Source organism: Saccharopolyspora indica, from assembly GCF_027853965.1.
Classification (GTDB): Bacteria; Actinomycetota; Actinomycetes; order Mycobacteriales; family Pseudonocardiaceae; genus Saccharopolyspora; species Saccharopolyspora indica.
This window is the reverse complement of record NZ_JAQGLB010000002.1, coordinates 710,491-734,516: the sequence shown is the minus strand read 5'-3', so window position 1 is coordinate 734,516 and position 24,026 is coordinate 710,491. Positions and strand designations below refer to the sequence as shown.

Sequence of the window (24,026 nt, the reverse complement as noted above, 5' to 3'; positions counted from 1 at the left end):
GCGCACTCAGCGCGGCCCGATGCTCAGTCCTTCTCGCTCTTCGCGCCTCCGGCGCTGCGAGCCTGCGAATCGCCTTCGGCGTCCTCGGCTTTCGCCTCGGCCGCCTTCGGCTCGGTCGCCTCAGGCTCCTTCGCCTCCGGCTCGTCCGCCTTCGGCTCATCCGGCTCCGCCGCGTCGGCTTTCGCCTCCGGCTCAGCCTTCGCCTCCGGCTCGGCGGGCTCCACCGGCTCCGCCGGGGCTTCGCCGTGCTCCGGCTTGCCCTTCAGCAGCTCGGGGTCCTCGCGCTTGCCGCGCACCAGCACCAGGTAGAGCACCGCACCGGCGAAGACGATCAGGGAGGTGAAGACGTTGATTCGGATGCCCATGACGAGGGTGGCCTCGTCGGTGCGCATCATCTCGATCCACAGTCGGCCGAGGGTGTAGCCCGCGACGTAGAGCGCGAACACCCGGCCGCGGCCCATCCGGAACTTGCGGTCGGCCCAGATGATCAGGCCGAAGACCAGCAGGTTCCACAGCAGCTCGTAGAGGAACGTCGGGTGCACGACGGTGATCGGGGTGTGGTCCAGCGCCACGCCGCCGATGGGGTCGTTGAGGCCGGTGGCCGGGTCGACGCGCCGGTAGATCTCCAGGCCCCACGGCACGGTCGTCGCGGCGCCGTAGAGCTCCTGGTTGAACCAGTTGCCGAGGCGGCCGATGGCCTGCGCCAGGATGATGCCGGGCGCGACGGCGTCGGCGAACGCGGCCAGCGGGACGCCCCGGCGGCGGCAGCCGATCCAGGCGCCCACGGCGCCGAGTGCGACGGCGCCCCAGATGCCCAGGCCACCTTCCCAGACCTTGAGCGCGTCCAGCGGGTTGCGGTCCGGGCCGAAGTACTTGTGCCAGTCCGTGGCCACGTGGTAAAGACGGCCGCCGATCAGGCCGAACGGCACCGCGAAGACCGCGATGTCGATGACCGTGCCTTCGGCGCCACCGCGCGCCACCCAGCGGCGGCTGCCGATCCAGACCGCGGCGACGATGCCCGCGATGATGCACAGCGCGTACGCGCGCAGCGGAATCGGGCCGATGTACCAAACCCCTTGCGACGGGCTCGGGATGGTGGCCAAGAACGAATTCGCCGTGGCGGCAACCGGGGCACTCACGGGGCTAACGGTATCGGTCGCCCCGGCGCGGAACGCGCGGCCCCCGGTGTGCACCAGCGGAGAACCGAGCACTCGCCCGCCAGATGCAGCGGACGGCCCAACGCGCACACCCGATCGGCCTACTCGCGGAGTCCTGCGCGGTCCGCGGCTCCCGACCGGCGGCGGGGTGTCAATTTCGTACGAAATTGACCGTCACCCGGGTGAACGTCAATTTCGTGCGAAATTGACACCGCCCCGGGTGACGCCACACTTCAGCGGCTGCGGACGCCTCGGGCGAGTTCCGCGGTGAGGTCGCGGACTCCGGCGACGCCGCCCTGCTCAGCGGCGGTCACGAAGGCCGATCCGACGATCACGCCGTCCGCGTAGGCAGCGATCTCGGCCGCTTGCTCGCCGGAGCGCACGCCGAGGCCGACGCCGATCGGCAGGTCCGTGTGCGCGCGGGTGCGCTGGACCAGGCCCGCAGCCGCCGAGCCGACGCTCGAGCGGGCGCCGGTCACGCCCATCACCGATGCCGCGTAGACGAATCCGCTGGTGGCCTTCGCCGTCAGGGCCAGCCGCTCCTCGGTGGAGGACGGGGCGACCAGGAAGATCCGGTCCAGGCCGTGCTCGTCGGTGGCGGCGATCCAGTCCTCGCCCTCGTCCGGGATCAGGTCCGGGGTGATCACGCCGAGCCCGCCCGCGGCCTTGAGGTCGCGGGCGAAGGCGTTCACGCCGTAGTGGTGCACGGGGTTCCAGTAGGTCATCACCACCGCGCGCCCGCCCGCCTCGGCGATCGAGGAGACCACGTCGAAGGTGTCGCGCAGCCGGAAGCCCGCGCGCAGCGCCTTGTCACTGGCCGCCTGGACGGTGGGACCGTCCATCACCGGGTCGGAGAACGGGATGCCGACCTCGACGATGTCGCAGCCCGCCGAGCCGTCGCCGGTCAGCATCGCGCCGAAGAGCTCCTTGGACTCCGCCACCGTCGGGAACCCGGCGGGCAGGTAGCCGATCAGCGCGGCGCGCTGCTCCTCCCGGCAGGTCTGGAAAACCTCGCGCAGGCTCACCGCGCATCCTCCTGAGCCTCGTCGACGAGCCCGAAGTACTTCGCCGCGGTGTCCATGTCCTTGTCGCCGCGCCCGGAGAGGCTGACCACGATGATCGCCTCCGGTCCGAGCTCCTTGCCGAGCTCCAGCGCCCCGGCCAGCGCGTGCGCGGACTCGATCGCCGGGATGATGCCCTCGGTGCGCGAGAGCAGCTTGAACGCCTGCATGGCCTCGTCGTCGGTCACCGACCGGTACTCGGCGCGGCCGGTGTCCTTCAGGTACGAGTGCTCCGGCCCGACGCCCGGGTAGTCCAGCCCGGCGGAGATCGAGTAGGCCTCGACGACCTGCCCGTCGTCGTCCTGCAGCAGGTAGGAGCGGGCGCCGTGCAGCGTGCCGGGCGTGCCCTCGCCGAGGGTCGCGCCGTGCTCGCCGGAGTCGATGCCGTGCCCGGCCGGTTCGAACCCGACCAGCCGCACGCCTGCGTCGTCGATGAAGCCGTGGAAGATGCCGATCGCGTTGGAACCGCCGCCGACGCAGGCGACGACCGCGTCGGGCAGCCTGCCGGTCATCGCCAGCGCCTGCTCGCGGGCCTCGTCGCCGATGATCCGGTGGAAGTTGCGGACCATCATCGGGAACGGGTGCGCGCCCGCGGCGGTGCCCAGCAGGTAGTGGGTGTGGTCGACGTTGGCGACCCAGTCCCGCAGCGCCTCGTTGATCGCGTCCTTGAGCGTCGCCGAGCCGTTGCTGACCGGGATGACCTCCGCGCCCAACAGCCGCATCCGCGCCACGTTGAGGGCCTGCCGCTCGGTGTCGACCTTGCCCATGTAGATCACGCACTCGAGGCCGAGCAGCGCGCAGGCGGTGGCGGTGGCCACGCCGTGCTGCCCGGCGCCGGTCTCGGCGATGACCCGGCGCTTGCCCATCCGCTTGACCAGCAGCGCCTGACCCAGCACGTTGTTGATCTTGTGCGAGCCGGTGTGGTTGAGGTCCTCCCGCTTGAGCAGGATCCGCGCGCCGCCCGCGTGCTCGGCGAAGCGCTTGGCCTCGGTCAGCAGCGACGGGCGCCCCGCGTAGTTGCGCAGCAGGTCGTCGAGCTCGGCGAGGTACTCCGGGTCCTGCTGCGCCTTGGCGTACTCGGCGGCCAGCTCGTCCTGCGCCGCGATCAGCGCCTCCGGCATGAACCGGCCGCCGTACTCCCCGAAGTGCCCGCGCTCGTCAGGGTCGTGCCCTTCCGGCACGGCCTTGCCCTGGCGGTGTGCGCGCGCGGTGTCCGCCCCCACGGTCATTGCCCTACCTCCTGTGCCTCGCCGACCCCGCGCCGCCCGGTCACCGGCTCGGCCGCGGGCATGCGGGGTGCGACCCGGCGGTCACCAGCTGGGTGACGGCCGTCTTGGGATTATCGCTGGTCACCAGGCCTTCGCCCACCAGCACCGCGTCCGCACCCGAGCCCGCGTAGGCCATCAGGTCGCTGGGCCCGCGAACTCCGGACTCGGCGATCTTGAGGATGTGCTGCGGCAGACCCGGCGCGATCCGGCCGAACACGTCGCGGTCGACCTCGAGCGTATGCAGGTTGCGGGCGTTGATGCCAATCACTTTCGCGCCGGCCTCCAGCGCGCGGTCGGCCTCCTCCGCGGTGTGCACCTCGACCAGCGCCGTCATGCCCAGCGACTCGACCCGGTCCAGCAGCGCTTCCAGCGCGTTCTGCTCCAGGGCCGCGACGATCAGCAGCACCATGTCCGCGCCGTGCGCGCGGGCCTCGTGCACCTGGTACGGGCTGACGATGAAGTCCTTGCGCAGCAGCGGCGTGCCGACGACCCGCGCGCGCACCGCGTCGAAGTCGGCCAGCGATCCGCCGAACCGGCGTCCCTCGGTGAGGACGCTGATCACCCGCGCCCCGGCGTCGGCGTAGTCGGCGGCCAGCTCGGCCGGCTCACCGATCTCGGCCAGCTCGCCCTTGGACGGGCTGCGCCGCTTGACCTCCGCGATGACGCCCACGCCCGGCGCCTTCAGCGCCGCGAGCACGTCGTGCGGCGGCGTCGCCGCCGCGGACAGCTGCTTGATCTCGTCGAACGGAATCGCGGATTCGCGAACTGCAAGATCCTCGCGAACGCCTTCGATGATGGATTCCAGAACGGTCACGCGAACACCTCGCCGGCCCTGCCCCGAACAGCTACCCGCAAGTCCCTCAACCACGAGCTGGATGCGCAGATGAACTCATTGCGCTCGATCACGACACTCCCCTTCCCGCCGTGCCGTCGCATGGCCGATGCTAAACCTCGCCCGGGCCCCGGCCCATCAAGGGGTGTCCGGAACGTCCCAGCGCAGCAAGGACCTTCGGCCCTTGCGCGCGGCCGGTGCGGGTGTTCGGAACCGTGCCGAACTGCGTTTTCCGACATCACGGGGAAACTTGAAATAAATTCAGCGATCCTGGTCGTCGGTCGGATCGCGACCGGCGTCCAGGTCCTGCCACATCTGCCGGTCCGGATCGTGGGATTTCCGCTTCGCCGTCCCGGGCGCCGAGTACTTGGCACCCATCGCAGGCATCCGCCCGGCCCGGAGCAGCACCAACGCCCCGGCCACGACCAGCAGCACCGCGGCGGTCAGCACCAGCAGCGGCCCGTAGGGCTGCGCGGCGACCTCACCGACCGGAGCGCTGCCCGGCGGCGCCGACGGCGCGCTCCGCACCGCCAGACCGCCGGTGAAGGCCTGCACCGACCGCCAGGCCAGCGCAGCACCCGCGACGAGCACCAGCACGCCCACCACGCGCCGCAGCCAGCCTCCGGTGGCGAGCACCGCCGCCACCGCGGCCAGCGACGCCAACGCCATCGGCACCAGCTCCGGGCGCAGGTCCGCGCCCGTCAGCCCGACCAGGACCTCGTTGCCGAACGAGCCGCGGAACAGCTGTTCGGCCCAGGTCAGGCCGCTGGCACCCCACAACGCCCCGGCCGCGGCCAGCGCCAGCAGCACGACCAGCCACAGCAGTCCCCTGGACCGGCTCGGTTCAGATCCCGGCTCGGTGGTCAACCCGCTCCTCCGTCACCTGCTCGCCGCCCGGACGGGCCAGCGTCTCCGCCGTCGCGACCGCGTTGAGCACCGCGCGCGCCTTGTTCAGGCACTCCTGGTCCTCCGCGACCGGGTCCGAGTCGGCCACGATCCCGCCGCCCGCCTGCACGTAGGCCTTGCCGTCGCGGACCAGCGCGGTGCGGATCGCGATCGCGGTATCGGCGTCGCCCGCGAAGTCCAGGTAGCCGACCACGCCGCCGTACTGGGCGCGCCGCGTGGGCTCCAGCTCCTCGATCAGCTCCAGCGCGCGCGGCTTGGGCGCACCGGAGAGGGTGCCCGCCGGGAAGCAGGCGGCGATCGCGTCGAAGGCCGTCTTGTCGTCGGCCAGCTGCCCGGTCACGGTCGACACGATGTGCATGACGTGGCTGTAGCGCTCGATGCGGAAGAAGTCGACGACGTGCACCGAACCCGGCTTGCAGACCCGGCCCAGGTCGTTGCGGCCGAGGTCGACGAGCATCAGGTGCTCGGCGCGCTCCTTGTCGTCGTTGAGCAGCTCCTTCTCCAGCAGCGAGTCCTCGTCCTCGTCGGCGCCGCGCCAGCGGGTCCCGGCGATCGGGTGCGTGGTGGCCTGGCCGTCGCGCACCGTCACCAGCGACTCCGGGCTGGAGCCGACGATGTCGAACGGAGTACCGCCGTCGGGTGCCTCCAGCCGCAGCAGGTACATGTACGGGCTGGGGTTGGTGGTGCGCAGGACGCGGTAGATGTCCAGCGCGTCGGCGCTGGTGGACATCTCGAAGCGCTGGGAGACCACGACCTGGAACGCCTCGCCGGCGCGGATCGCCTCCTTCGCCTTCTCCACCGCCGCGTAGTGCTCCTCGGGCTCGCGGCGGCGGACGAACTGCGGGTTCGGCCGGGAGAAGGCCGCCACCGTGGGCGCCGACGGCGTGCACAGCTGCTCGGTCATCTCATCGAGCCTGCGCACCGCGTCGTCGTAGGCGGCGTCGACGCGCTCCGGGCTGTCGTCCCAGTTCACCGCGTTGGCGATCAGGGTGATGGTGCCCTCGTGGTGGTCCAGCGCGGCCAGGTCGGTGGCCAGCAGCATCACCAGCTCGGGGATCCGCAGGTCGTCCTCGGTGAGCTCGGGCAGCCGCTCCAGGCGGCGCACCGCGTCGTAGCCGAGGTAGCCGACCATGCCACCGGTCAGCGGCGGCAGGCCGGGCAGCGGATCGGTCTGCAGCAGCCGGACCGTCTCGCGCAGCGCCTGCAGCGGGTCGCCGCCCTGGGGCAGGCCGGTGGGCGGGGTGCCGGTCCAGTGCGCCTCGCCGTCGCGGACGGTCAGCGCGGCGGCGCTGCGGGCACCGACGAAGGACCATCGCGACCAGGAGCGCCCGTTCTCGGCGGATTCGAACAGGAACGTCCCGGGGCGGTTCCCGGCGAGCTTGCGGTACACCCCGAGCGGGGTCTCGTCGTCCGCGAGCAGCCGCCGCACCACCGGGATCACCCGGCGGTCCGCGGCGAGGGCGCGGAACTCCTCGCGTCCGGGACTGATTGAGCCGATATCACCGTCGCCGACCATGCCGTCATTGTGCCGCGCACCCGTTCCGGCTCGCGCGCGCCCTCCGCACCGCTTTGCCCCCGCACCGCCGCAGCGGCCAGGATGAGCGGGTGAGCAGTGGAACGAACGGCACCGAACCGAAGCGGCGCGGACGGCGGCGCAGCGGTGCGGACACCAAGGCCGCGTTGCTGGCGGCGGCGCGCGAGGTGTTCACCGAGCAGGGCTACGACGCCGCCACCGTCCGCGCCATCGCGGCGCAGGCCGGGGTCGACCCGGCGATGGTCAACCACTGGTTCGGCGGCAAGGCGGGGCTGTTCTCCGCGGCGGTGCACATCCCGGTGAACCCGGCGGAGGTGGTGCCGCAGCTGCTGGCCGGGGACCGGGATCAGCTGGCCGAGCGGCTGCTGCGGCGGTTCCTGACGGTGTGGGACAACGCCGAGGGCGGCCAGTTCGCGGCGCTGGTGCGCAGCATCGCGACCAATGAGAACGCGGTGGCGATGCTCCGGGAGTTCATCCAGAACGTGATGTTCGAGAAGCTGATCAAGGCGCTCGGCGTGGACCAGCCGGACCTGCGCGGCGCGCTGTGCGGATCGCAGATCGTCGGCCTGGGCATGGCCCGCTACGTGGTCCGCCTGGAGCCCCTGGCCTCAGCCGACCACGACACGGTGGTGGCCGCGATCGGCCCCAACCTCCAGCGCTACCTCACCGGAGCCCTCGACTGAGCCGACCCGGTGGACAGCTCCGTCGGCGGCGGGCAGGACGCGATTTCAACGGAAATCGGACGTTCCACTGAAATCACCTGGTCCGGGTGTCAGCGCTCGGCCGACAGCAGGACGTCCGCGTCGAAGCAGGTGCGGTCGCCGGTGTGGCAGGCCGCCCCTTCCTGGTCCACGACCAGCAGGATCGTGTCCCCGTCGCAGTCCAGGCGGACCTCGTGGACCTGCTGGGTGTGGCCCGAGGTCTCGCCCTTGACCCAGTACTGCTGGCGGCTGCGGGAGAAGTAGGTGGCGCGGCGGGTGATGAGGGTGCGGTGCAGCGCCTCGTCGTCCATCCACGCCATCATCAGCACCTCGCCGGTGCCGCGCTGCTGCGCGATCGCGGCGACCAGCCCGTCGGCGTTGCGCTTGAGGCGAGCCGCGATCGCCGGGTCCAGACCGCTCATCGCACCGTGATCCCTTCCGCCCGCATGGCGTTCTTGACATCGCTGATCTTCAGCTGTCCGAAGTGGAACACGCTGGCCGCGAGCACCGCGTCCGCGCCCGCGCGCACCGCCGGGGCGAAGTGCTCCACCGCTCCGGCACCGCCGCTGGCGATCAGCGGCACGTCCACGACGGCCCGCACCGCGCGGATCATCTCCAGGTCGAAACCGGCCTTGGTGCCGTCGGCGTCCATCGAGTTCAGCAGGATCTCGCCGACGCCGAGCTGCTGGCCCCTGGCCGCCCACTCGACCGCGCAGATCCCGGTGCCGCGCCGACCGCCGTGCGTGGTGACCTCGTAGCCGGATGCCGTGGGCTGCCCGCCCTCGGGCACCCGGCGCGCGTCGACCGACAGCACCACGCACTGGGCGCCGAAGCGCTGCGAGGCCTCGCTGAGCAGCTCGGGCCGGGCGATCGCCGCGGTGTTGAGGCTGACCTTGTCCGCCCCGGCGCGCAGCAGCCGGTTGATGTCCTCGGTGCTGCGCACGCCGCCGCCGACGGTCAGCGGGATGAACACCTGCTCGGCGGTGCGGCCGACCACGTCGAAGGTGGTCTCCCGGTTGCCGGAGGAGGCCGTGACGTCCAGGAAGGTCAGCTCGTCGGCGCCCTCCGCGTCGTAGGCCCTGGCGAGCTCGACGGGGTCGCCCGCATCCCGGAGGTCGGTGAAGTTGACACCTTTGACGACCCGCCCCTGATCGACGTCCAAGCAGGGGATCACACGCACCGCAACGGCCATGCCACCAGGGTAGAGACACGGCCGCGCGGCGCGGTGCACGGGGCGATTTCGCGCGAAACCGCCACTCCCGCCTCAGTGGACGTCAATTTCGTACGAAATTGACCATCACCCGCCCCAGCCGATCGTGGGCCGGACGGCCGGGTTGTCCTCGGGCGGGACCGCGGCGCAGTGCGTGCCCTCCGGCGGCACGACGCCGTCGGCGAAGTACCGGTCCGCGGCCGAGGTGGTGCACTCGCTGCGGCCGTAGACGCCGTGGCCCCAGCCGTCGTAGGTCAGCAGCGTGGCCTGCTCGACGTGGCGGTCCACATTGGTCGCCCAGTTGTACCCGGTGGCCGGGTCGTGCTGGGCGTTGAGGACCAGGATCGGGGCTTCGGTGCGGATCTGCGGCACGTGCTGCGGGTTCTGGACCGGCGAGGGCCAGTCGATGCAGCCCCACGCGACTCCGCCGCCCAGGCCGAACCGCATGTGCGGCGCGGCTTCGTTCTGCCGCTGCCACTCCTGCGCGTACTGCTCGGCGGAGTCGATGTCGATGTTCCAGTCGCCGCAGAACGCGGCGACGTTGTGCGGGATGGTCTCGGGCAGCACCAGCGCGGTCGGTGCGGGCTGGTCGTCGCGCAACGCCTTGAGCTGGTCCGCCAGGCGCTGCCAGTTCGGCCCGTAGAAGGCACCGAGGGTGCTGCTGCTCAGCTGCACCGGACCGATCGGTGTGCTGGGATCGCCCGGCGCGTGCAGTTCTCCCGCCTCGGCCCGCTTGTAGAGCTCGTCGTAGACCGCGCCGACGTCCTCGCCGTTCAGCGCGCACTGCGTGTTCTCCGCGCACCACTCGGCGAACTCGGTGAAGGAGTCCTCGGCCGTCTCCGCCTCGGTGACCAGGAATTCGCCGGCGCTGAGGCTGTGGTCCATGACGCTGTCGAGGACGAGCGCGCGAACCCGGTCGGGGAAGTTCTCCGCGTACATCTGCCCGACCAGCGTGCCGTAGGAGATGCCGTAGAGGCTGAGCTGCTCCTCGCCGAGCGCCTGCCGGAACGCGTCGATGTCGCGGGCGACGCTGACCGCGTCCATGTGGTCGATGATCGGTCCGGTGCGGGCGCGGCAGTCCGCGGCGACCTCCCGGTTGTAGCGCTTGATCTCCTCGAACTTCTCCGGCCCGCCGGGCAGGATGTCGGGCCCGGCCAGGACCAGTTCGGTGTCGCACTGCAGCGGGTTGCTGCGCCCGAAGCCGCGCGGGTCGTAGCTGATGACGTCGAACCGCGAGCTCAGCTCCGGGGAGAACGGCGAGCCCGCGAGCAGGCTGTCGACGCCGGTGCCGCCCGGGCCACCGGGCATGAAGACCAGCGAACCGATCCGCTGGTCCGGGTCGGTGGCCGGGCGGCGCGCCACGGCCACCTCGATCTGCTCGCCATCCGGATTCGCCCAGTCCAGCGGCACCGGCAAGGTCGCGCACTGGACTTCGGCGTTCTCCGGGCAGGGCTGCCAGTCGAGCGCGGGTGCGGGGGCGGCGGCCACCGGAACGGTGGCACCCAGCGTCGCACCGGCGGCCAGCAGCACTCCGAGGGCGGACGTCATCCCTCGTCTCATCGAGGACCTCCGATCGCGATCCGCATTTCGGATCTCGGTCGCGATCGTGGGCGATCCGCGCCCCGGAGCGGATCAGGCCTTTCCCCGAGCCGACCCGCATCCGCCCTGGTGGGAGGCAGGGTCATTGGGCCGAACGGCCGCCGTCAGGGATGCATCCGCGCGCCTTTGAGGATCTTGTCCACCGCGTTGCGCGGCCCGTGGACCGCCAGCCCCACCAGGTCGAGCTGCTCGGTGCCCACCCCCCGCACGGCAGCCCGGTTGTCCCGGTCGTTGCCGGTGCTGAACAGGTCCGAGGTGAACACCGCGGTGTGCAGCGAGCGGGAGAGCGCCTTGCGGTGCGCGGCGCTCAGCACCTCCTTCGTCCCCTCGAAGACCAGCACGGGCTGGCGGAACATCGGCAGGTAACGGACACCGTCGGCGTCGGCGTACGGCTCGCCGATCAGCTCGGGTGCCGCCGCGCCGAGCCCGCTGACGACGAAGGCGGTCACGTTCAGCCGCTGCCAGGTCGCGAGGTCATCGCGCAGCAGCACGGCGATCTTGGTGTCGAAGCGCACGTTCTCGGTTCCCATGCCCCGAGGTTGCGGCCTGCGCGAGCACCTGCGCCCCCGGCTCGTCGCCGGAGGCGTGGCGGATGACCGCGGTATCGCGCACGACCTGCTGGACTCGCGGATCCGGGAGAGCACCACGCTGGCGGAGATCGCACGGCTGCTGCACGCCCACCCCGCGCGCCTCGTGCGGGCCTTCAGCGCCGCGTTCGGCATCGCGCCGCACCAGTAGGTGACCTCGCCCGCCGGTTGCTCCTCGAAGGGCGGCCATCCGGCGAGGTGGCGGTCGCGGCCGGTTTCTACGACCAGTCCCACCTCACCCGGCACTTCAAGAAGGTCCTGGGCACGCCTCCCGGGCGGTACGCCCGAGGCGGATTCCGCCGCCGATGACGGCAGGTCAGCGGACGGCGGCCAGCGCCTCTTCGAGGGTGAAGTTCTGCGCGTACAGCGCCTTGCCGACGATCGAGCCCTCCAGGCCGAGCGGGGCCAGCTTCGACAGCTCCACCAGGTCGTCCACGCTGGACACACCGCCGGAGGCGATCACCGGTGCCTCGGTGCGGGCGCAGACCTCGCGCAGCAGCTCGGTGTTCGGACCCTGCAGGGTGCCGTCCTTGCTCACGTCGGTGACCACGTAGCGGCGGCAGCCGGCCGCGTCCAGCCGCGCCAGCACCTCCCAGAGGTCGCCGCCGTCCTTGGTCCAGCCGCGGGCGGCCAGCCGGTGGCCCTGCTCGGTGATCCGCACGTCCAAGCCGACCGCGACGCGCTCGCCGTACTCGGCGACCACGCGGTCCGCCCACTCCGGGTTCTCCAGCGCCGCGGTGCCCAGGTTGACCCGCGCGCAGCCGGTGGCCAGCGCCGCCTCCAGCGAGGCGTCGTCGCGGATGCCGCCGGAGAGCTCCACCTTCACGTCGAGCTTCCCGGTCACCTCGGCCAGCAGCTCGCGGTTCGAGCCGCGGCCGAACGCCGCGTCGAGGTCCACCAGGTGGATCCACTCCGCTCCCGCGCGCTGCCAGGCCAGCGCGGCCTCCAACGGGTCGCCGTAGGAGGTCTCGGAACCGGCGGCGCCCTGCACGAGGCGGACCGCCTGCCCGTCGGCAACGTCAACTGCGGGAAGCAACGTGAAGCTCACGCCCCAACCCTACTGTCCCCACCCCGACCGGCCACGACCGCACCGCCGTCACCTGCTGGGCGCTCACCCCCGTGAGCGTTTCGGGGCGCTATGGCACCCCAAAGCACTCACGGGCACGGAACCATCAGCCGCGGCTGCGCTCCGCGTACAGCACCGCCACGATCGGCACCGCCAGCACGACCAGCACCAGCAGCAGCACCGTCCACAGCGGGAAGCCGGCTTGCAGCAGGTAGGGCGCTCCGATGCCGGCGATCATCCCGAACGCCAGCACGGTGGCGATCAGCTTGATCGCCCGCTGGCTGAGCATCCCGTGGCGGCGGGTCACAGGGTGTCCAGCCAGTTGCGCAGCAGCCGGGCGCCTGCCTCGCCGGACTTCTCCGGGTGGAACTGGGTCGCCATCAGCGGGCCGTTCTCCACCGCTGCGACGAACCGCTCGCCGTGCTCGGCCCAGGTCACCAGCGGCGGCGCGATCGAGTCCGACAGCTCCAGCTCCCACCGGCGCACGCCGTAGGAGTGCACGAAGTAGAACCGGGTGCCCGGTTCCATCCCGGCGAACAGGACGCTGCCCTCCGGGGCGTCGACCTCGTTCCAGCCCATGTGCGGCAGGACGTCGGCCTCCAGCCGCTCGACGGTGCCCGGCCACTGGCCGCAGCCGTTGGCCTGCATGCCGTGCTCGACGCCCTGGTCGAAGAGCACCTGCATGCCCACGCAGATGCCCAAGACCGGCCGGTCGCCGGCCAGCCGGTGGTCGATGATCTTGTCGCCGCCGACCTCCAGCAGGCCCCGCATGCAGGCCGCGAACGCCCCGACGCCGGGAACCACCAGGCCGTCGGCCTCCACCGCGGCACGATGGTCGGCGGTCACCTCGACGTCGGCCCCGACGCGCTGCAGCGCGCGTTCGGCGGAGCGGAGGTTGCCTGATCCGTAGTCCAAGATGACGACTCGTGCCACGGGCCCAGGCTACCGGCGCAGGCGGTCACCCCACGTCGCGGGCTTGGGCGCGCTCGGTCTCGATTCCCCACGAGAGGATCCGCTTCGGGCGGATGCGGATCACGTCGCCGCTCATCCCGTCTTCGGTCGACCCGACGCCGAGCAGCGCGTCGGCCTCCCCGCGGATCTCGATGCCGCGGACCCGCCACGGCGTCTGCGAGGCGATGTCGTCGACCACGAAGGTCACGCGCGGATCGCGCAGCACGTTGCGCCACTTCTGCGATTCGGCGTTGCGGTAGCCGAGAACGTCGATCGTGCCGTCCGGGCCCAGGTGCACGCCCACCGGCCGGGCCTGCGGCTCCCCGCCGGGCCCGAGGGTGCACAGCCGTCCCAGGGTCTGCCCTTCCAAGTAGTCGATCTCGGCCGGGGTGAAGGTCATCGGGTGGCTCCGTCCAGGAAGTCGCGGATCGACGCGGCGATCGCGGTCGGGCTCAGGCCGTGCGCGGCCTCGTGCTCGTCGGTCGTGCCGTACGCGCGCAGCTCCTGGTCGCGGCGGACGCCCAGCGCCAGGGCCCGGTGCGGGACGTCGGCGAGCGCGTCGTTGATCTCGTGCGTCGAGGTGCCGCGCAGGTACGGCTCGACCAGCACCACGTCGGAGGTCGCCGCGCGCACCGCCGCGCGCAGCCCGGCGGCGTCGAACGGGCGGATGGTGGCCGTGTACAGCACGGTCACGTCGAGCGCGGCGGTGGCGGACAGGACCGGGTCGAGCATCGGGCCAACGGCCAGCACCACGCCCCTGCCGCCGGTGCGCACGGTGTGCCAGCCCGGGCCGGTCACCAGCGGTTCGGCGTTGACCCGCTCGGAGAGCCGCAGGTAGACCGGCTCGTCGCCGGGCAGCGCCGAGCGCAGCAGCGCGTCCACCTCGGCCGGGTGACCGGGCACGTGCACTGTCCAGCCGGGCAGCGTGTCGATCAGCGCGACGTCACCGGGCGCCATGTGCGTGCGCCCCGCCGTCGGGTAGTCGTACGAGGCACCGGTGCTGACCACGACGGCGCCGACGCCCTGGTGGCCGAGGTCGAGCTTGAGCTGCTCGAACGGGCGCTCCACGACGAACGGCGTGATCGAGTGCACCACCGGCCGCAGGCCGGTCAGCGCCAGCCCACCGCCGACGCCGACCATGGCCTGCTCGCGGATGCCGACGTTGAGCACCCGGCGCGGGTGGCGGCGCGCGGCGTCCTCGAAGCGGTCGGCGGAGATCTCCGCCAGCACGACGGCCACCCGCGGGTCGGTGTCGAGGGCGTTGTCGATGGTCTGCACGAACTGCTCGCGCATGGTGGTGGCGATGGTCGGGGCGCTCATCACAGCTCCTTGGATTCGACTTCGGCGACCACCGCGAGCGGGCGGTCCGGGTGGGTGTCGGTGAGGGCGCGGCGGAGCGCGTCGTGGTCGCGGCCGTCGACGGTGTGCACGGCCCAGCCCTCGCGGGCGAAGCGGTCGGCGATGCCGCCGGGCCAGCCGGTGCTGGAGGAGCTGTTGTCCACCACGACGGTGGTCAGCTGCCCCAGCCCCCACCGCCCGGCGACCTGGATGGCCTCGTGGTTGCTGCCCTCGTCGAGCTCGGCGTCGCCCACCAGCACGACCACCCGCGACTCGTCGCGGTCCTGCGCGCGCAGGCCCAGCACCACGCCGAGCCCGAGCGGCAGGCCGTGCCCGAGGGAACCGCTGCCGATCTCCACGCCGGGAACCAGCATCCGGTCGGGGTGGAAGCCGAGCCGGGAGTCGAACGCGCCGAATCTCTTCAGCTCGGCGGGGTCCAGGAAGCCCTTGGCCGCCAGCACCGCGTAGTAGGCCATCGGGCCGTGCCCCTTGGACAGCAGGAAGCGGTCGCGGTCGGGGTCGTCGATGCGCTGCGGGTCGACCGACAGGACCTGGTCGTAGAGCACCCACAGCACGTCGAGGGTGGAGGTGGCGGCGACATCGTGCTTCTCGTCGCCCGTCATGGCGCTCATCAGCGGCCGGAGATCCGCGTAGCCGTACGTCGTCGTGATCGTCATGCGACCAGGGTGGAACTTCGAGCGAACTAGAGGTCAAGCCCCCGATTCGCCGAAAAAACCTCCACCATGCTCCAAGTGTTTGAGCTAGCCTGGCGGACGTGTCGAAGCTACCCAAACTGCTGACCATCGGTGAGGTCGCGCACCGCAGCGGAGTCGCGCAGACCGCGCTGCGCTTCTACGAGGACCGCGGGCTGATCAACAGTACCCGGACCTCGGGAAACCAGCGCCGCTACGACCGGGGAGTGCTGCGCCGCCTGGCCTTCATCCGCTCCGCGCAACGCGTCGGCCTGAGCCTGGAGCAGATCTCCGAAGCGCTCGTCACGCTCCCCGACGACCACGCGCCGACCAAGGCCGACTGGGCGCGCCTGTCCCGCCGCTGGCGCGACGAGCTGGACGCCCGCATCGACGGCCTGCAGCGCCTCCGCGACCGCCTGACCGGCTGCATCGGCTGCGGTTGCCTGTCGCTGCGCACCTGCGCCCTGCACAACGCGGACGACAAGCTCGCCGAGTTCGGCCCCGGAGCACCGCTCCTCCGCCCCACCTCGGAGCGCGGAATCGGGTGACCACCCGTGAGCGCTTTGTGGTGCTATAGCGCCCCGAAGCACTCACGGCCCCACCCACCACCAAACCTCCAGCTCGACCCAGCTCGAGCCTCAGGCTTCGCCGATCCAGCGGTAGGTCATCTCCGGGCGGCCCACGCCCCCGTAGTGCGGGCGGCGTTCGGCCATCCCGTTGTGCACCAGGTATTCCAGGTAGCGGCGGGCCGTCACGCGGGACACTCCCGCCGCTTCGCCGACGGTGCCCGCCGGGGCTCCTTCCGGGGCCGCGCGCAGCGCCGAGACGACCGAGGCGAGCGTTTCATCGCCCATGCCCTTCGGGAGGGCCGCGCGGTCCACGCCGCGCAGGGTCGAGAACGCGCGGTCGATCTCGGCCTGGCCGCTGACCTCGCGGTCGTGGCCGAGGCTCGTCCGGAAGCGCGCGTAGTGCTCCAGCTTCTCCCGCATCGCCGCGAAGGTGAACGGTTTCAGCAGGTACTGCACCACGCCGCTGGACACCGCCGCGCGGACCACCTTCAGCTCCCGGGCGGAGGTCACCGCGATGACGTCGGCGCTGCTGCCCGCGGTGCGCAGCGCGCGCGCCACCTGCAGGCCGTCCATGTCGGGCAGCCGCAGGTCCAGCAGCACCAGGTCCACCGGCGTCCGCTCGACGAAGCGCAGCGCCGCCTGCCCGGTGCGGACCCGCCCGGCCACCGAGAACCCGTCGATCCGGTTGACGTAGGTCTCGTGCGCCTCGCCGACCAGCGGGTCGTCCTCCACCACCAGCACCGAGATCACCGGGCCACGTCCGATCCGGCGGGCAGCAGCACGGTGAACACCGCGCCGTCGACGCTGGTCACCTCGATGCTGCCGCGATGCCGTCGCACGCTCTGCCCGACCAGCGCGAGCCCGAGCCCGCGGCCGGAGTCCTTCGTGGACCAGCCGCGTTCGAACAACCGCTGCGCGGTCTCCGGATTCACGCCCGGACCGTTGTCGGCGACCCGGATCAGCACTCCGTCCGAAGTGGACCGCACGGTCACCGCCACCCGCGGCCGCGGGCGCTCCACCACGGCCTCCACCGCGTTGTCGATCAGGTTGCCGAGGATCGTCACCAGGTCCCGCGAGTCGATGTGCGCCAGGTCGACGTCGTCGATCTCGGTGTCGTCGGTGAGCACCACCTCCACCCCGCGCTCCCCCGCCTCGGCGCTCTTGCCCAGCAGCACCGCGGCCAGCACCGGCTCCCCGATCGCGCCGACGACGCGGTCGGTGAGCTGCTGGGCGAGCTCCAGCTCGGCGGTGGCGAAGGTGACGGCCTCGTCGGCGCGACCGAGCTCGATCAGCGACACCACGGTGTGCAGGCGGTTGGCCGATTCGTGCGCTTGAGAGCGCAGCGATTCGGCGAACCCGCGCATGGAGTCCAGCTCCCCGCTCAGCGCCTGCAGCTCGGTGTGGTCCCGGAGGGTGACCACGATGCCCAGGTCCCGATCGCCGCTGCGGATCTGCGAGGCGTTGACCAGCAGCACCCGCTCGTCCGTCAGGTGCACCTCGTCGCGCACCGCCCGCCCCGAGCCAAGACTGTCCACAAGGGATTCCGGCAGCTCCAGCCCGGCCACCGTGCTGCCTTCGACGGCCAGCGGGTCCAGGCCCAGCAGCAGACCGGCCCCGTCGTTGCACAGCGTCACCCGCCCGGCCGGGGAGATCAGCAGCAGGCCTTCGCGCACCGCGTGCAGGATCGCGTCGTGGTACTCGTACATGCGGCTGAGCTCCGCGGGCCGCAGGCCGTGGGTGTGGCGGCGCAGCCGGGCGCTGACCAGGTAGGTCAGCAGCCCGCCGACCAGCAGCGCCGCCGCCGCGACCAGCACCAGCACGCTGACCTGCTTCTCCAGCTCCAGGGAGATCGAGCGCACGGTGATGCCGTCGGAGACCAGGCCGATCAGCCGGTGCCCGTCGTCGTGGACCGGCACCACGGCGCGCACCGAGAAGCCGAGCGTGCCGGGGAAGATCTCGGTGAACACCTGACCGGCGACGGCCTGCTCGATGTGGCCGAGGAACGGCTGGCCGATGCGCGCCGGATCGGGGTGGGTGTAGCGGATGCCCCGCGGGGACATGATCGTGATGAAGTCGACCCCGGTGTCGGCGCGCACCCGTTCGGCCAGCGGCTGCAGGGTCGCGGTCGGGTCCGGCGCGACCAGGGCCCCCCGGACGTCCGGTTGCGCGGCCAGCGTGCGGGCCACCGCCACCACCTTGTCGCGGGCCGCGTCCTCGTTGCGCTGCTCCGCGTCGTACCAGGCCAGGGCGGTGCCGGCGAGCACCACGACGGCCACCACCACGACCTGCAGCACGAACAGCTGGCGGGCCAGGCTCCACTGCGGCCGGACGCGGCCGAACCAGTTGCGCGCATCGGCAGGGGGCATGGCGGATCCGGTGGACGAATCGAGCGGGGACCCCAGGAGGCTACACCACTCGCGACCTGCGGAAACCCGGCCACCTCAGCAATTTCTCCGGCCCGCGCCCCGTTTCCGCAGGTGAGGACCCGTGAGTACTTCGGGGGGCTATAGCACCACAAAGCACTCACGGTCTTTGACCAGTGAAAACGAAGCCAGCACGCGGACTAGGGCACCCGGGCCGGGCTCCGCCGGGCGAAGGCGGGCGCGCGTTCCGGGCGGATCCCGACGCCGCCGACGTAGCCGGTCAGGCCGCGCAGGAACGGGAAGCGCCGCAGGAGTCGTAGCAGGAGCGGCAGGTCGTGCTCGTCGAGCGTGCCGTCCAGCGCGGGGCGCAGGAGCATCTCGTGCTCGCCGCGCTGCGTCTGCTGCGCTACTCGCACGGGCAACGACCGCCGCCGCTGGATCTTCGCGAGCACGCTGGTGGGCGCTTGGCCGCGGCGCAACGGCCCGGCCAGGAGCCGCGCCGCGGCAACGGCATCCTGCACGGCGATGTTGACGCCTACGCCGCCGACCGGGGACATCACGTGCGCGGCGTCGCCGATGCACAGCACCCCGTCGCCGTACCAGCGCCGCAGCCGGTTCATCTCGGTTCTCAGGAGTTTCACGTCGTCCCAGGTCCGCACCGATTCGAGCTGGTGCTCCGACCAGCCGAACAGCTCGGCCAGCCGCGCCCGGAAGACCGAGATGTCCTGCGCGCGAAGGGCTTCGTCGCTGCCCTTCGCGATGAGGTAGGCGGTCTGGTAGTAGTCGCCGCGGTCCATGGTCACCGAGGCCTGCCCGCCGCCGAAGCGCCCGAACACCTCGCCGTCGGTGGCGCCGTCCGCCTTGGCCACCCGCACCTGCCAGACGTCCATCGGCACCTCGAAGTCGACCGATCGCAGCCCGGCCGCGCGGCGCACCACCGATCCGCGGCCGTCGCAGCCCACGGTCAGCGGTGCCGCGAGTTCGCGCTCCACGCCGTCGGCACCGAGGTAGCGCACGCCGGTGACGCGTCCGGCATCGGTGCGCAGCCCGGTCACCTCGCGGCACATCCGCAGGTCGAAGGAGGGCTCTTCGGCGGCGGCCGCGGCCAGCAGGTCCAGGAAGTCCCACTGCGGCACCATCGCGACGTGCCGGTGCGGGCCGCGCAGCCAGCGGAAGTCGGCCATCACCACGGTCGTCCCGCCGACCTGGATCCGCATCTGCTCCAGCCGCCCGGCCGGGAGCCGCGCGAACCGCTCCCCCAGCCCGAGCTCGTCGAGCAGCCGCAGCGTCGAGGGGTGCACGGTGTCGCCGCGGAAGTCGCGCAGGAAGTCGCGGTGCTTCTCCAGCACCGTCACCTCGACACCGGCGCGGGCGAGCAGCAGGCCCAGCATCATCCCGGCCGGGCCGCCACCGACCACGCAGCAGTCCCGCCTCTCCGGGTTTTTCAGTGGCGGTTGCGTCTGTGGTGATCTCACGTTTGGCGGTTTCTTGGGGCTGGGTTGCATCACGGTCCCCTGAGGTGCGGTTGAGCAGGACTCCGGTTGACACAAGGGGTGTCGTGGCACCACGCTAGCAGAAAATTAGAGCGACTCTAATTTTGTATCCGCTGTAGGATCTGCTCATGACCGGACTGCGCGAGCGCAAGAAGCGGCGCACCAAGCAGGCCCTGATCGACGCCGCGCTCCGGCTTTTCGACGCCAAGGGCTACGACAGCACCACGGTCGCCGAGATCGCCGCGGCCGCCGAGGTCTCGCCTGCGACGTTCTTCAACTACTTCGCCACCAAGGACGAGGTCGTCTTCGCCGACGACGCGATCTACCTCGAACTGCTGCCGCAGGCCTTCGCCGACCGCACCAGCGCGACCCCGGAAGACCTGCTGCTGCGCGCGATCGAGCGGCTCAGCACGGCGGAGTCCTGGAGCTTCCCGCTCGACCACGAGCTGACCCGCATCCGCGCCCGACTCATCGCCGAGGTCCCGGCCCTGCGCGCGGGCGCGCTGCTGCGCAACGCGACGCTGCAGAAGCAGCTCGCGCACGCCCTCCGCGACGCCTGCCCCGAGGTCGACGAGCTGACCGCCGCAGCGCTCACCGGCGCGCTGCTGGGCGCGATCGACGCCGCCATGCACGCCGACCTGACCGCTGCCGGCAGCACGTCCGACGTCGTCCGGCGGGCCGCCGAGATCGCATTGCGGGGCCGGGAACATTTGTGAACACAATGAACACAAGCGTGACGACAGTGTTGCCGGGCACAGATAGTCTCTCCCGGCCACACCGTGACCTGGGCCACGGAGTGGACCTCTAGTGTGACCCGGCCAGCCCAGGTAGGAGCGCAACAGTGGCAAGCAACGACGCTGCGGCACCACGTCGCCGGGACCGGACGCACTACCTCTACATCGCGGTGATCATCGCGGTGCTGGCCGGTATCGCCGTCGGGTTCCTGGCCCCCGATCTGGGCAAGGCCCTCAAGCCGCTGGGCAGCGGTTTCGTCGAACTGATCAAGATGATGATCTCGCCGGTCATCTTCTGCACCATCGTGCTCGGCGTGGGCGGCGTCCGGCAGGCCGCGAAGGTCGGCAAGGTCGGCGGCCTCGCCCTCGGCTACTTCATGATCATGTCGGTGGTGGCCCTGGTCATCGGCCTGGCGGTCGGCAACGTGCTGCACCCGGGCGAGGGCCTGCACATCAGCGACGAGATCCGCGGTCAGGGCGCGGAGCAGGCGGGCAAGGAAGCCCAGAGCACCACCGAGTTCCTGCTCGGGATCATCCCGAAGACGCTGGTCTCCTCGCTGACCGAGGGCCAGGTGCTGCAGACGCTGTTGGTCGCGCTGCTGGCCGGTTTCGCGCTGCAGGCGATGGGCGACAAGGGCGCCCCGATCCTGCGCGGCATCGAGCACATCCAGCGCCTGGTGTTCAAGATGCTGGCGATGGTGATGTGGGCGGCCCCGGTCGGCGCGTTCGGCGCGATCGCGGCGGTGGTCGGCGCGACCGGTGTGGAAGCGCTCAAGGGCCTGGCCGTCATCATGCTCGGCTTCTACGCGACCTGCGTGCTGTTCATCTTCCTGGTGCTGGGCCCGATGCTGTGGATGTTCGCGCGGGTCAACATCTTCTCGCTGCTGCGCTACCTGGGTCGCGAGTTCCTGCTGATCGTGTCCACCTCCTCGTCGGAGGCGGCGCTCCCGCGGCTGATCGCGAAGATGGAGCACCTCGGCGTGAGCAAGCCGGTGGTGGGCATCACGGTGCCGACCGGCTACTCGTTCAACCTCGACGGCACCATGATCTACCTGACGATGGCCTCGCTGTTCATCGCCAGCGCCCTGGGCGACCCGCTGTCGCTGGGCGAGCAGGTGGGCCTGCTGCTGTTCATGATGGTCGCCTCCAAGGGCGCGGCCGGGGTCAGCGGCGCGGGCCTGGCGACGCTGGCCGGCGGCCTGCAGTCGCACCGCCCGGAACTGCTGGACGGCGTCGGCCTGATCGTCGGCATCGACCGCTTCATGTCCGAAGCCCGCGCCCTGACCAACTTCGCGGGCAACGCGGTGGCCACGGTCCTCATCGGCTCCTGGACCAAGGAGATCGACCGAGACCAGATGAAGCAGGTCTTCGCGGGCGAAAGCCCCTTCAACGAACAATCCTTCGTCGACGACCACGCCCCCAGCCCCGAGCCCGAAGAACCCGCAACCACCAAGAGCTGACCACCCCGGTGAAGGGCACCTTTTAGCAACTTACTTGCCTAAAGGTGCCCTTCACCGGGCATTCAGACGCGCGACGCGATCCGATCGTGGGGAGCGTGAAGGGCACCTTTCACCAACTTGGTTGGCGAAAGGTGCCCTTCACCGTCAGCGGGTCGAGCGCGGCGCGCTGGGTCAGCCGTAGATCATCCAGCCGATGCCGCCTGCGATGGCCATGACGGCGGCGACGGCGAGCATGATCGCGAAGCCGCGGGCCGTCTTCCACGTCGCGTAGACGCCGCCGACGAGGAAGCCCGCCAGCGCGAGCAGGAGGAGCGGGAGGACATCGGCCATGACCGGCAGCGTACCGGGGTGTCCTGGCCGGTCAGCCGGTGACTCCGGGGGCGCCGTTCTCGGAGCGGCCGGTGATGCGGCGGCGGAACGTCTTGTCCTGGGGCGTGGTGATCTCCACGTCGTACCAGCCCTGGTCCGTCGGCCACTCCAGCGGCTGGGCACCGCCCGCCGCGACGCGGACCTGCTCCTCGTGGACCACGTAGCCGACCGAGCGCAGCCGGAGGGTGATGTCCGCCGAACCGTCGTTGCGCAGTTCCAGCGCCAGGCCGCGGGCGGTGTGGCGGGTCTGGACGTCCACGCCCGCCGCCTTGCCCTCGCGCGAGCCGCTGAGCTCGAACCAGAACCGGTTCGGGCCCTGCACCGCGAGGCGGTACTCGTCGCCGATCGGCACCGTCACCACCTGCTCGCCGAGGACGTCCACATGGGACGGTTCGGGGAGTTCGCCGGTGTACGGGTAGATCGCGAAGTGCGCCGAGGCGGCGCCGACGTTGCCGAGGCGCAGCGTCACGGCCTCCCCGTTCAGCACGCCCGAGACCTGCGGCTGGTACGGCAGCGCGCGGGCCGGGCGCCGTCCCTGCTCCTGCACCGGAAGCGCCTGCTCCGCAGGGGGTTTCGGATGCCAGCGCTTGATCGGCTCGGGCACCGGGCCCGGTTCGGCGGGCTTCGGGGGTTCGGCGGCGTTGTCGAAGTCGAACACCGAGGTCAGGTCGCCGCACGCGGTGCGCCGCCAGGAGCTGATGTTCGGTTCCTGCACCCCGGTCCAGCGCTCCAGCAGGCGCAGCACCGAGGTGTGATCGAAGGTCTCGGAGTTGACGAACCCACCGATGGTCCACGGCGAGACCACGGTCATCGGCACCCGCGGGCCGAGGCCGATCGGCTGCCCCTCGAAGTGGTCGTCGCCCTCCCCCGACTCCGGCTTCGGCGGCACCGGCGGCGGCACGTGGTCGAAGAAGCCGTCGTTCTCGTCGAAGTTGAGCAGCAGCGCGGTCTTCGGCCAGACCTTCGGATCGGCGATGGCATCGAGCACCTGGTAGATCAGGTTCGCGCTGCCGACCGGCGTGGAGCTGCCCGGGTGCTCGGAGTCGGTCGAGGACGGCACCAGCCAGACGACCCGCGGCAACCGGCCGGCGGCGATGTCGGCCCGCAGCCGCTCGACCAGCGTGCCCGGCTCGCTGCGGTACATCGCGCGGTCGAACAGGCTCCGCTCGGCATCGGTCAGCGCCGCGCGGCCCGCGTCCAGCTGCTTGAGCAGCCGCTTCCGCTCCTCGTCCGGCTTGTCGAACAGCGCGGTGTAGAACTCCTCGGTGGTGCGGAAGTTCCCGTCCACCGGGCCGAGCACCTTGCGCCCGATCTCCTTGAAGGTCTTGAAGTACTCCACCGAGTTGTCGGTGAAGTTGTCCCACTCCTGGTAGACCTGCCAGGACAGCCCGGCCTGCTCCAGCCGCTCCGGGTAGGTGGTCCACTCGTAGCCGGCGTGGTCGTAGTCGTAGGCCGCGTTGGTGACCGCGCGCTTGGTGCTGCCCGGCTCGTACCCGGTGGTGCCGGAGAACAGGTAGTTGCGGTTCGGGTTGGTGGAGCCGAACACCGAGCAGTGGTAGGCGTCGCAGAGCGTGAAGGTGTCCGCCAGCTCGTACTGCAGCGGGATGTCCTGCCGCTCGTAGTAGGTCATGGTGGCGGCGGTCTTCGCCGCCACCCAGTCGTTGTTCCAGCCGCGAGCCCACGCCTTGCCGCTGCCGCCCCAGCTGTGGTCGAGGTCGCCGAGGTACTGGATGTCGGAAACCGGCCGCCCCTCCCGCTCGGCGCCCTGCCGCAGCGAGAACGGCAGCACCTCGCCACCGACCTTGGGCTGCTGGAACACCGAACGGCCGTCGGGCTGCTCCAGCGGATGCCGGTCGCCGAACCCGCGAACGCCCTGCAGCGTCCCGTAGTAGTGGTCGAAAGACCGGTTCTCCTGCATAAGCACGATGACGTGCTCAAGCGCGTCCAAACCGCCCTGGAGCACCGGCTGGGCCATGGCCCGGTGCAGCGAAGGTGGCAACAGCGAAGCAGCAGCAGCGCCACCGACCGCACCAGCGGCCCCGGCGAGCACCCGACGTCGAGAAACCTCAGTCACAAAGGGCCATCGTTATCGACGAAACCGACGGTGGGGAGACCCCGTAGTGACGCAACGGTTAA

27 protein-coding genes are annotated in these 24,026 nt (G+C 71.3%); 6 read left to right on the top strand and 21 right to left on the bottom strand.

Annotation, left to right across the window (positions count from 1 at the left end; translation table 11 throughout):
* Window positions 1–23 precede the first annotated feature (23 nt).
* From lgt to OU416_RS07390, 6 genes are all read right to left on the bottom strand, one after another.
* On the bottom strand, window positions 24–1,139 hold the full coding sequence (gene lgt, locus OU416_RS07415) for a prolipoprotein diacylglyceryl transferase (RefSeq protein ID WP_270926061.1): 1,116 nt from the start codon (window positions 1,137–1,139) through the stop codon (window positions 24–26).
* A 251-nt stretch (window positions 1,140–1,390) separates the two neighbouring features.
* Entirely contained in the window at window positions 1,391–2,182 is a 792-nt protein-coding gene (gene trpA / locus OU416_RS07410; protein WP_270926060.1) for a tryptophan synthase subunit alpha, read from the bottom strand.
* Window positions 2,179–3,447 carry a tryptophan synthase subunit beta gene (trpB, locus tag OU416_RS07405; RefSeq protein ID WP_270926059.1) on the bottom strand — a complete coding sequence of 423 codons (1,269 nt, stop codon included), beginning with the start codon at window positions 3,445–3,447 and terminating at the stop codon, window positions 2,179–2,181. Before trpB ends, trpA begins: the two co-directional genes overlap by 4 nt.
* Window positions 3,448–3,487: 40 nt before the next feature.
* A complete protein-coding gene (trpC, locus tag OU416_RS07400; RefSeq protein ID WP_270926058.1) occupies window positions 3,488–4,300 on the bottom strand; it encodes an indole-3-glycerol phosphate synthase TrpC in 813 nt (270 codons plus the stop codon).
* A gap of 279 nt (window positions 4,301–4,579) precedes the next feature.
* Window positions 4,580–5,185 (bottom strand): Trp biosynthesis-associated membrane protein, encoded by a 606-nt coding sequence (locus OU416_RS07395; protein ID WP_270926057.1) that lies wholly within the window; start codon window positions 5,183–5,185, stop codon window positions 4,580–4,582.
* Complete coding sequence (locus OU416_RS07390) at window positions 5,163–6,740, bottom strand: anthranilate synthase component I (RefSeq protein ID WP_270926056.1); 1,578 nt, start codon at window positions 6,738–6,740, stop codon at window positions 5,163–5,165. The genes OU416_RS07395 and OU416_RS07390 overlap by 23 nt, the downstream gene beginning before the upstream one ends.
* A gap of 89 nt (window positions 6,741–6,829) precedes the next feature.
* On the opposite strand from OU416_RS07390, the gene OU416_RS07385 reads away from it, so the two are divergent.
* On the top strand, window positions 6,830–7,441 hold the full coding sequence (locus OU416_RS07385) for a TetR/AcrR family transcriptional regulator (RefSeq protein WP_270926055.1): 612 nt from the start codon (window positions 6,830–6,832) through the stop codon (window positions 7,439–7,441).
* Window positions 7,442–7,530: 89 nt separating this feature from the next.
* On the opposite strand, the gene hisI is transcribed toward OU416_RS07385, so the two are convergent.
* The 4 genes from hisI to OU416_RS07365 form a co-directional block, all read right to left on the bottom strand.
* Window positions 7,531–7,881: a phosphoribosyl-AMP cyclohydrolase gene (gene hisI / locus OU416_RS07380; protein ID WP_270926054.1), complete on the bottom strand. Its 351-nt coding sequence runs from the start codon at window positions 7,879–7,881 to the stop codon at window positions 7,531–7,533.
* Window positions 7,878–8,651, bottom strand: coding sequence for an imidazole glycerol phosphate synthase subunit HisF (gene hisF / locus OU416_RS07375; RefSeq protein ID WP_270926053.1), 774 nt, complete (start codon window positions 8,649–8,651; stop codon window positions 7,878–7,880). Before hisF ends, hisI begins: the two co-directional genes overlap by 4 nt.
* Window positions 8,652–8,756: 105 nt before the next feature.
* Window positions 8,757–10,217: an alpha/beta hydrolase gene (locus tag OU416_RS07370; protein ID WP_270926052.1), complete on the bottom strand. Its 1,461-nt coding sequence runs from the start codon at window positions 10,215–10,217 to the stop codon at window positions 8,757–8,759.
* A gap of 155 nt (window positions 10,218–10,372) precedes the next feature.
* Window positions 10,373–10,798 (bottom strand): DUF2000 domain-containing protein, encoded by a 426-nt coding sequence (locus OU416_RS07365; RefSeq protein ID WP_270926051.1) that lies wholly within the window; start codon window positions 10,796–10,798, stop codon window positions 10,373–10,375.
* Between OU416_RS07365 and OU416_RS40195 the strand changes: the two genes are divergently transcribed.
* On the top strand, window positions 10,797–11,006 hold the full coding sequence (locus OU416_RS40195; protein ID WP_333779624.1) for a helix-turn-helix transcriptional regulator: 210 nt from the start codon (window positions 10,797–10,799) through the stop codon (window positions 11,004–11,006). The two genes, OU416_RS07365 and OU416_RS40195, sit on opposite strands and share 2 nt — an antisense overlap.
* Window positions 11,007–11,053: 47 nt before the next feature.
* Window positions 11,054–11,164 (top strand): hypothetical protein, encoded by a 111-nt coding sequence (locus OU416_RS40190; RefSeq protein ID WP_333779626.1) that lies wholly within the window; start codon window positions 11,054–11,056, stop codon window positions 11,162–11,164.
* A 7-nt stretch (window positions 11,165–11,171) separates the two neighbouring features.
* Here the strand turns inward: OU416_RS40190 and priA are convergent, their stop codons facing one another.
* The 6 genes from priA to OU416_RS07330 all read right to left on the bottom strand — a co-directional run bounded on the left by priA (window position 11,172) and on the right by OU416_RS07330 (window position 14,887).
* Complete coding sequence (gene priA / locus OU416_RS07355) at window positions 11,172–11,903, bottom strand: bifunctional 1-(5-phosphoribosyl)-5-((5-phosphoribosylamino)methylideneamino)imidazole-4-carboxamide isomerase/phosphoribosylanthranilate isomerase PriA (protein WP_270926050.1); 732 nt, start codon at window positions 11,901–11,903, stop codon at window positions 11,172–11,174.
* 124 nt (window positions 11,904–12,027) lie between these two features.
* Entirely contained in the window at window positions 12,028–12,228 is a 201-nt protein-coding gene (locus OU416_RS07350) for a hypothetical protein (RefSeq protein WP_270926049.1), read from the bottom strand.
* A complete protein-coding gene (gene hisH, locus OU416_RS07345; RefSeq protein ID WP_270926048.1) occupies window positions 12,225–12,854 on the bottom strand; it encodes an imidazole glycerol phosphate synthase subunit HisH in 630 nt (209 codons plus the stop codon). Before hisH ends, OU416_RS07350 begins: the two co-directional genes overlap by 4 nt.
* Window positions 12,855–12,879: 25 nt before the next feature.
* Entirely contained in the window at window positions 12,880–13,272 is a 393-nt protein-coding gene (locus OU416_RS07340) for a PPOX class F420-dependent oxidoreductase (RefSeq protein ID WP_270926047.1), read from the bottom strand.
* Window positions 13,269–14,192 carry a transketolase family protein gene (locus tag OU416_RS07335; RefSeq protein ID WP_270926046.1) on the bottom strand — a complete coding sequence of 308 codons (924 nt, stop codon included), beginning with the start codon at window positions 14,190–14,192 and terminating at the stop codon, window positions 13,269–13,271. Before OU416_RS07335 ends, OU416_RS07340 begins: the two co-directional genes overlap by 4 nt.
* The gene (locus OU416_RS07330; RefSeq protein ID WP_270926045.1) at window positions 14,192–14,887 is read right to left on the bottom strand and encodes a thiamine pyrophosphate-dependent enzyme; all 696 of its coding nucleotides are present in this window, start codon (window positions 14,885–14,887) and stop codon (window positions 14,192–14,194) included. The genes OU416_RS07335 and OU416_RS07330 overlap by 1 nt, the downstream gene beginning before the upstream one ends.
* Before the next feature lie 98 nt (window positions 14,888–14,985).
* Between OU416_RS07330 and soxR the strand changes: the two genes are divergently transcribed.
* Complete coding sequence (soxR, locus tag OU416_RS07325; protein ID WP_270926044.1) at window positions 14,986–15,450, top strand: redox-sensitive transcriptional activator SoxR; 465 nt, start codon at window positions 14,986–14,988, stop codon at window positions 15,448–15,450.
* A 90-nt stretch (window positions 15,451–15,540) separates the two neighbouring features.
* On the opposite strand, the gene OU416_RS07320 is transcribed toward soxR, so the two are convergent.
* The 3 genes from OU416_RS07320 to OU416_RS07310 form a co-directional block, all read right to left on the bottom strand.
* A complete protein-coding gene (locus tag OU416_RS07320; protein ID WP_270926043.1) occupies window positions 15,541–16,221 on the bottom strand; it encodes a response regulator in 681 nt (226 codons plus the stop codon).
* Window positions 16,218–17,837 (bottom strand): sensor histidine kinase, encoded by a 1,620-nt coding sequence (locus OU416_RS07315; RefSeq protein ID WP_270926042.1) that lies wholly within the window; start codon window positions 17,835–17,837, stop codon window positions 16,218–16,220. The genes OU416_RS07320 and OU416_RS07315 overlap by 4 nt, the downstream gene beginning before the upstream one ends.
* Window positions 17,838–18,034: 197 nt before the next feature.
* Window positions 18,035–19,339 (bottom strand): FAD-dependent oxidoreductase, encoded by a 1,305-nt coding sequence (locus OU416_RS07310; RefSeq protein WP_372907154.1) that lies wholly within the window; start codon window positions 19,337–19,339, stop codon window positions 18,035–18,037.
* A 116-nt stretch (window positions 19,340–19,455) separates the two neighbouring features.
* Here OU416_RS07310 and OU416_RS07305 point away from each other — a divergent pair, with 116 nt between their 5' ends.
* Together OU416_RS07305 and OU416_RS07300 are read left to right on the top strand one after the other, a co-directional pair.
* Window positions 19,456–20,043 (top strand): TetR/AcrR family transcriptional regulator, encoded by a 588-nt coding sequence (locus OU416_RS07305; protein WP_270926041.1) that lies wholly within the window; start codon window positions 19,456–19,458, stop codon window positions 20,041–20,043.
* Window positions 20,044–20,168: 125 nt separating this feature from the next.
* Complete coding sequence (locus OU416_RS07300) at window positions 20,169–21,521, top strand: cation:dicarboxylate symporter family transporter (RefSeq protein ID WP_270926040.1); 1,353 nt, start codon at window positions 20,169–20,171, stop codon at window positions 21,519–21,521.
* 171 nt (window positions 21,522–21,692) lie between these two features.
* Here OU416_RS07300 and OU416_RS07295 read toward each other — a convergent pair whose 3' ends face one another.
* Together OU416_RS07295 and OU416_RS07290 are read right to left on the bottom strand one after the other, a co-directional pair.
* Window positions 21,693–21,851: a hypothetical protein gene (locus OU416_RS07295; protein ID WP_270926039.1), complete on the bottom strand. Its 159-nt coding sequence runs from the start codon at window positions 21,849–21,851 to the stop codon at window positions 21,693–21,695.
* A gap of 31 nt (window positions 21,852–21,882) precedes the next feature.
* The gene (locus OU416_RS07290; protein WP_270926038.1) at window positions 21,883–23,964 is read right to left on the bottom strand and encodes a phosphocholine-specific phospholipase C; all 2,082 of its coding nucleotides are present in this window, start codon (window positions 23,962–23,964) and stop codon (window positions 21,883–21,885) included.
* Window positions 23,965–24,026 lie beyond the last annotated feature (62 nt).

Coding starts and splice junctions, on each gene's coding strand:
- trpB (WP_270926059.1), bottom strand. CDS start 3,447: ATGACCGTGGGGGCGGACACCGCGCGCGCACACCGCCAGGGCAAGGCC.
- OU416_RS07390 (WP_270926056.1), bottom strand. CDS start 6,740: ATGGTCGGCGACGGTGATATCGGCTCAATCAGTCCCGGACGCGAGGAG.
- hisI (WP_270926054.1), bottom strand. CDS start 7,881: ATGAGCGGTCTGGACCCGGCGATCGCGGCTCGCCTCAAGCGCAACGCC.
- hisF (WP_270926053.1), bottom strand. CDS start 8,651: ATGGCCGTTGCGGTGCGTGTGATCCCCTGCTTGGACGTCGATCAGGGG.
- OU416_RS07370 (WP_270926052.1), bottom strand. CDS start 10,217: ATGACGTCCGCCCTCGGAGTGCTGCTGGCCGCCGGTGCGACGCTGGGT.
- OU416_RS40195 (WP_333779624.1), top strand. CDS start 10,797: ATGCCCCGAGGTTGCGGCCTGCGCGAGCACCTGCGCCCCCGGCTCGTC.
- OU416_RS07365 (WP_270926051.1), bottom strand. CDS start 10,798: ATGGGAACCGAGAACGTGCGCTTCGACACCAAGATCGCCGTGCTGCTG.
- OU416_RS07340 (WP_270926047.1), bottom strand. CDS start 13,272: ATGACCTTCACCCCGGCCGAGATCGACTACTTGGAAGGGCAGACCCTG.
- OU416_RS07335 (WP_270926046.1), bottom strand. CDS start 14,192: ATGAGCGCCCCGACCATCGCCACCACCATGCGCGAGCAGTTCGTGCAG.
- OU416_RS07330 (WP_270926045.1), bottom strand. CDS start 14,887: ATGACGATCACGACGACGTACGGCTACGCGGATCTCCGGCCGCTGATG.
- OU416_RS07315 (WP_270926042.1), bottom strand. CDS start 17,837: ATGCCCCCTGCCGATGCGCGCAACTGGTTCGGCCGCGTCCGGCCGCAG.
- OU416_RS07310 (WP_372907154.1), bottom strand. CDS start 19,339: ATGCAACCCAGCCCCAAGAAACCGCCAAACGTGAGATCACCACAGACG.
- OU416_RS07305 (WP_270926041.1), top strand. CDS start 19,456: ATGACCGGACTGCGCGAGCGCAAGAAGCGGCGCACCAAGCAGGCCCTG.
- OU416_RS07295 (WP_270926039.1), bottom strand. CDS start 21,851: ATGGCCGATGTCCTCCCGCTCCTCCTGCTCGCGCTGGCGGGCTTCCTC.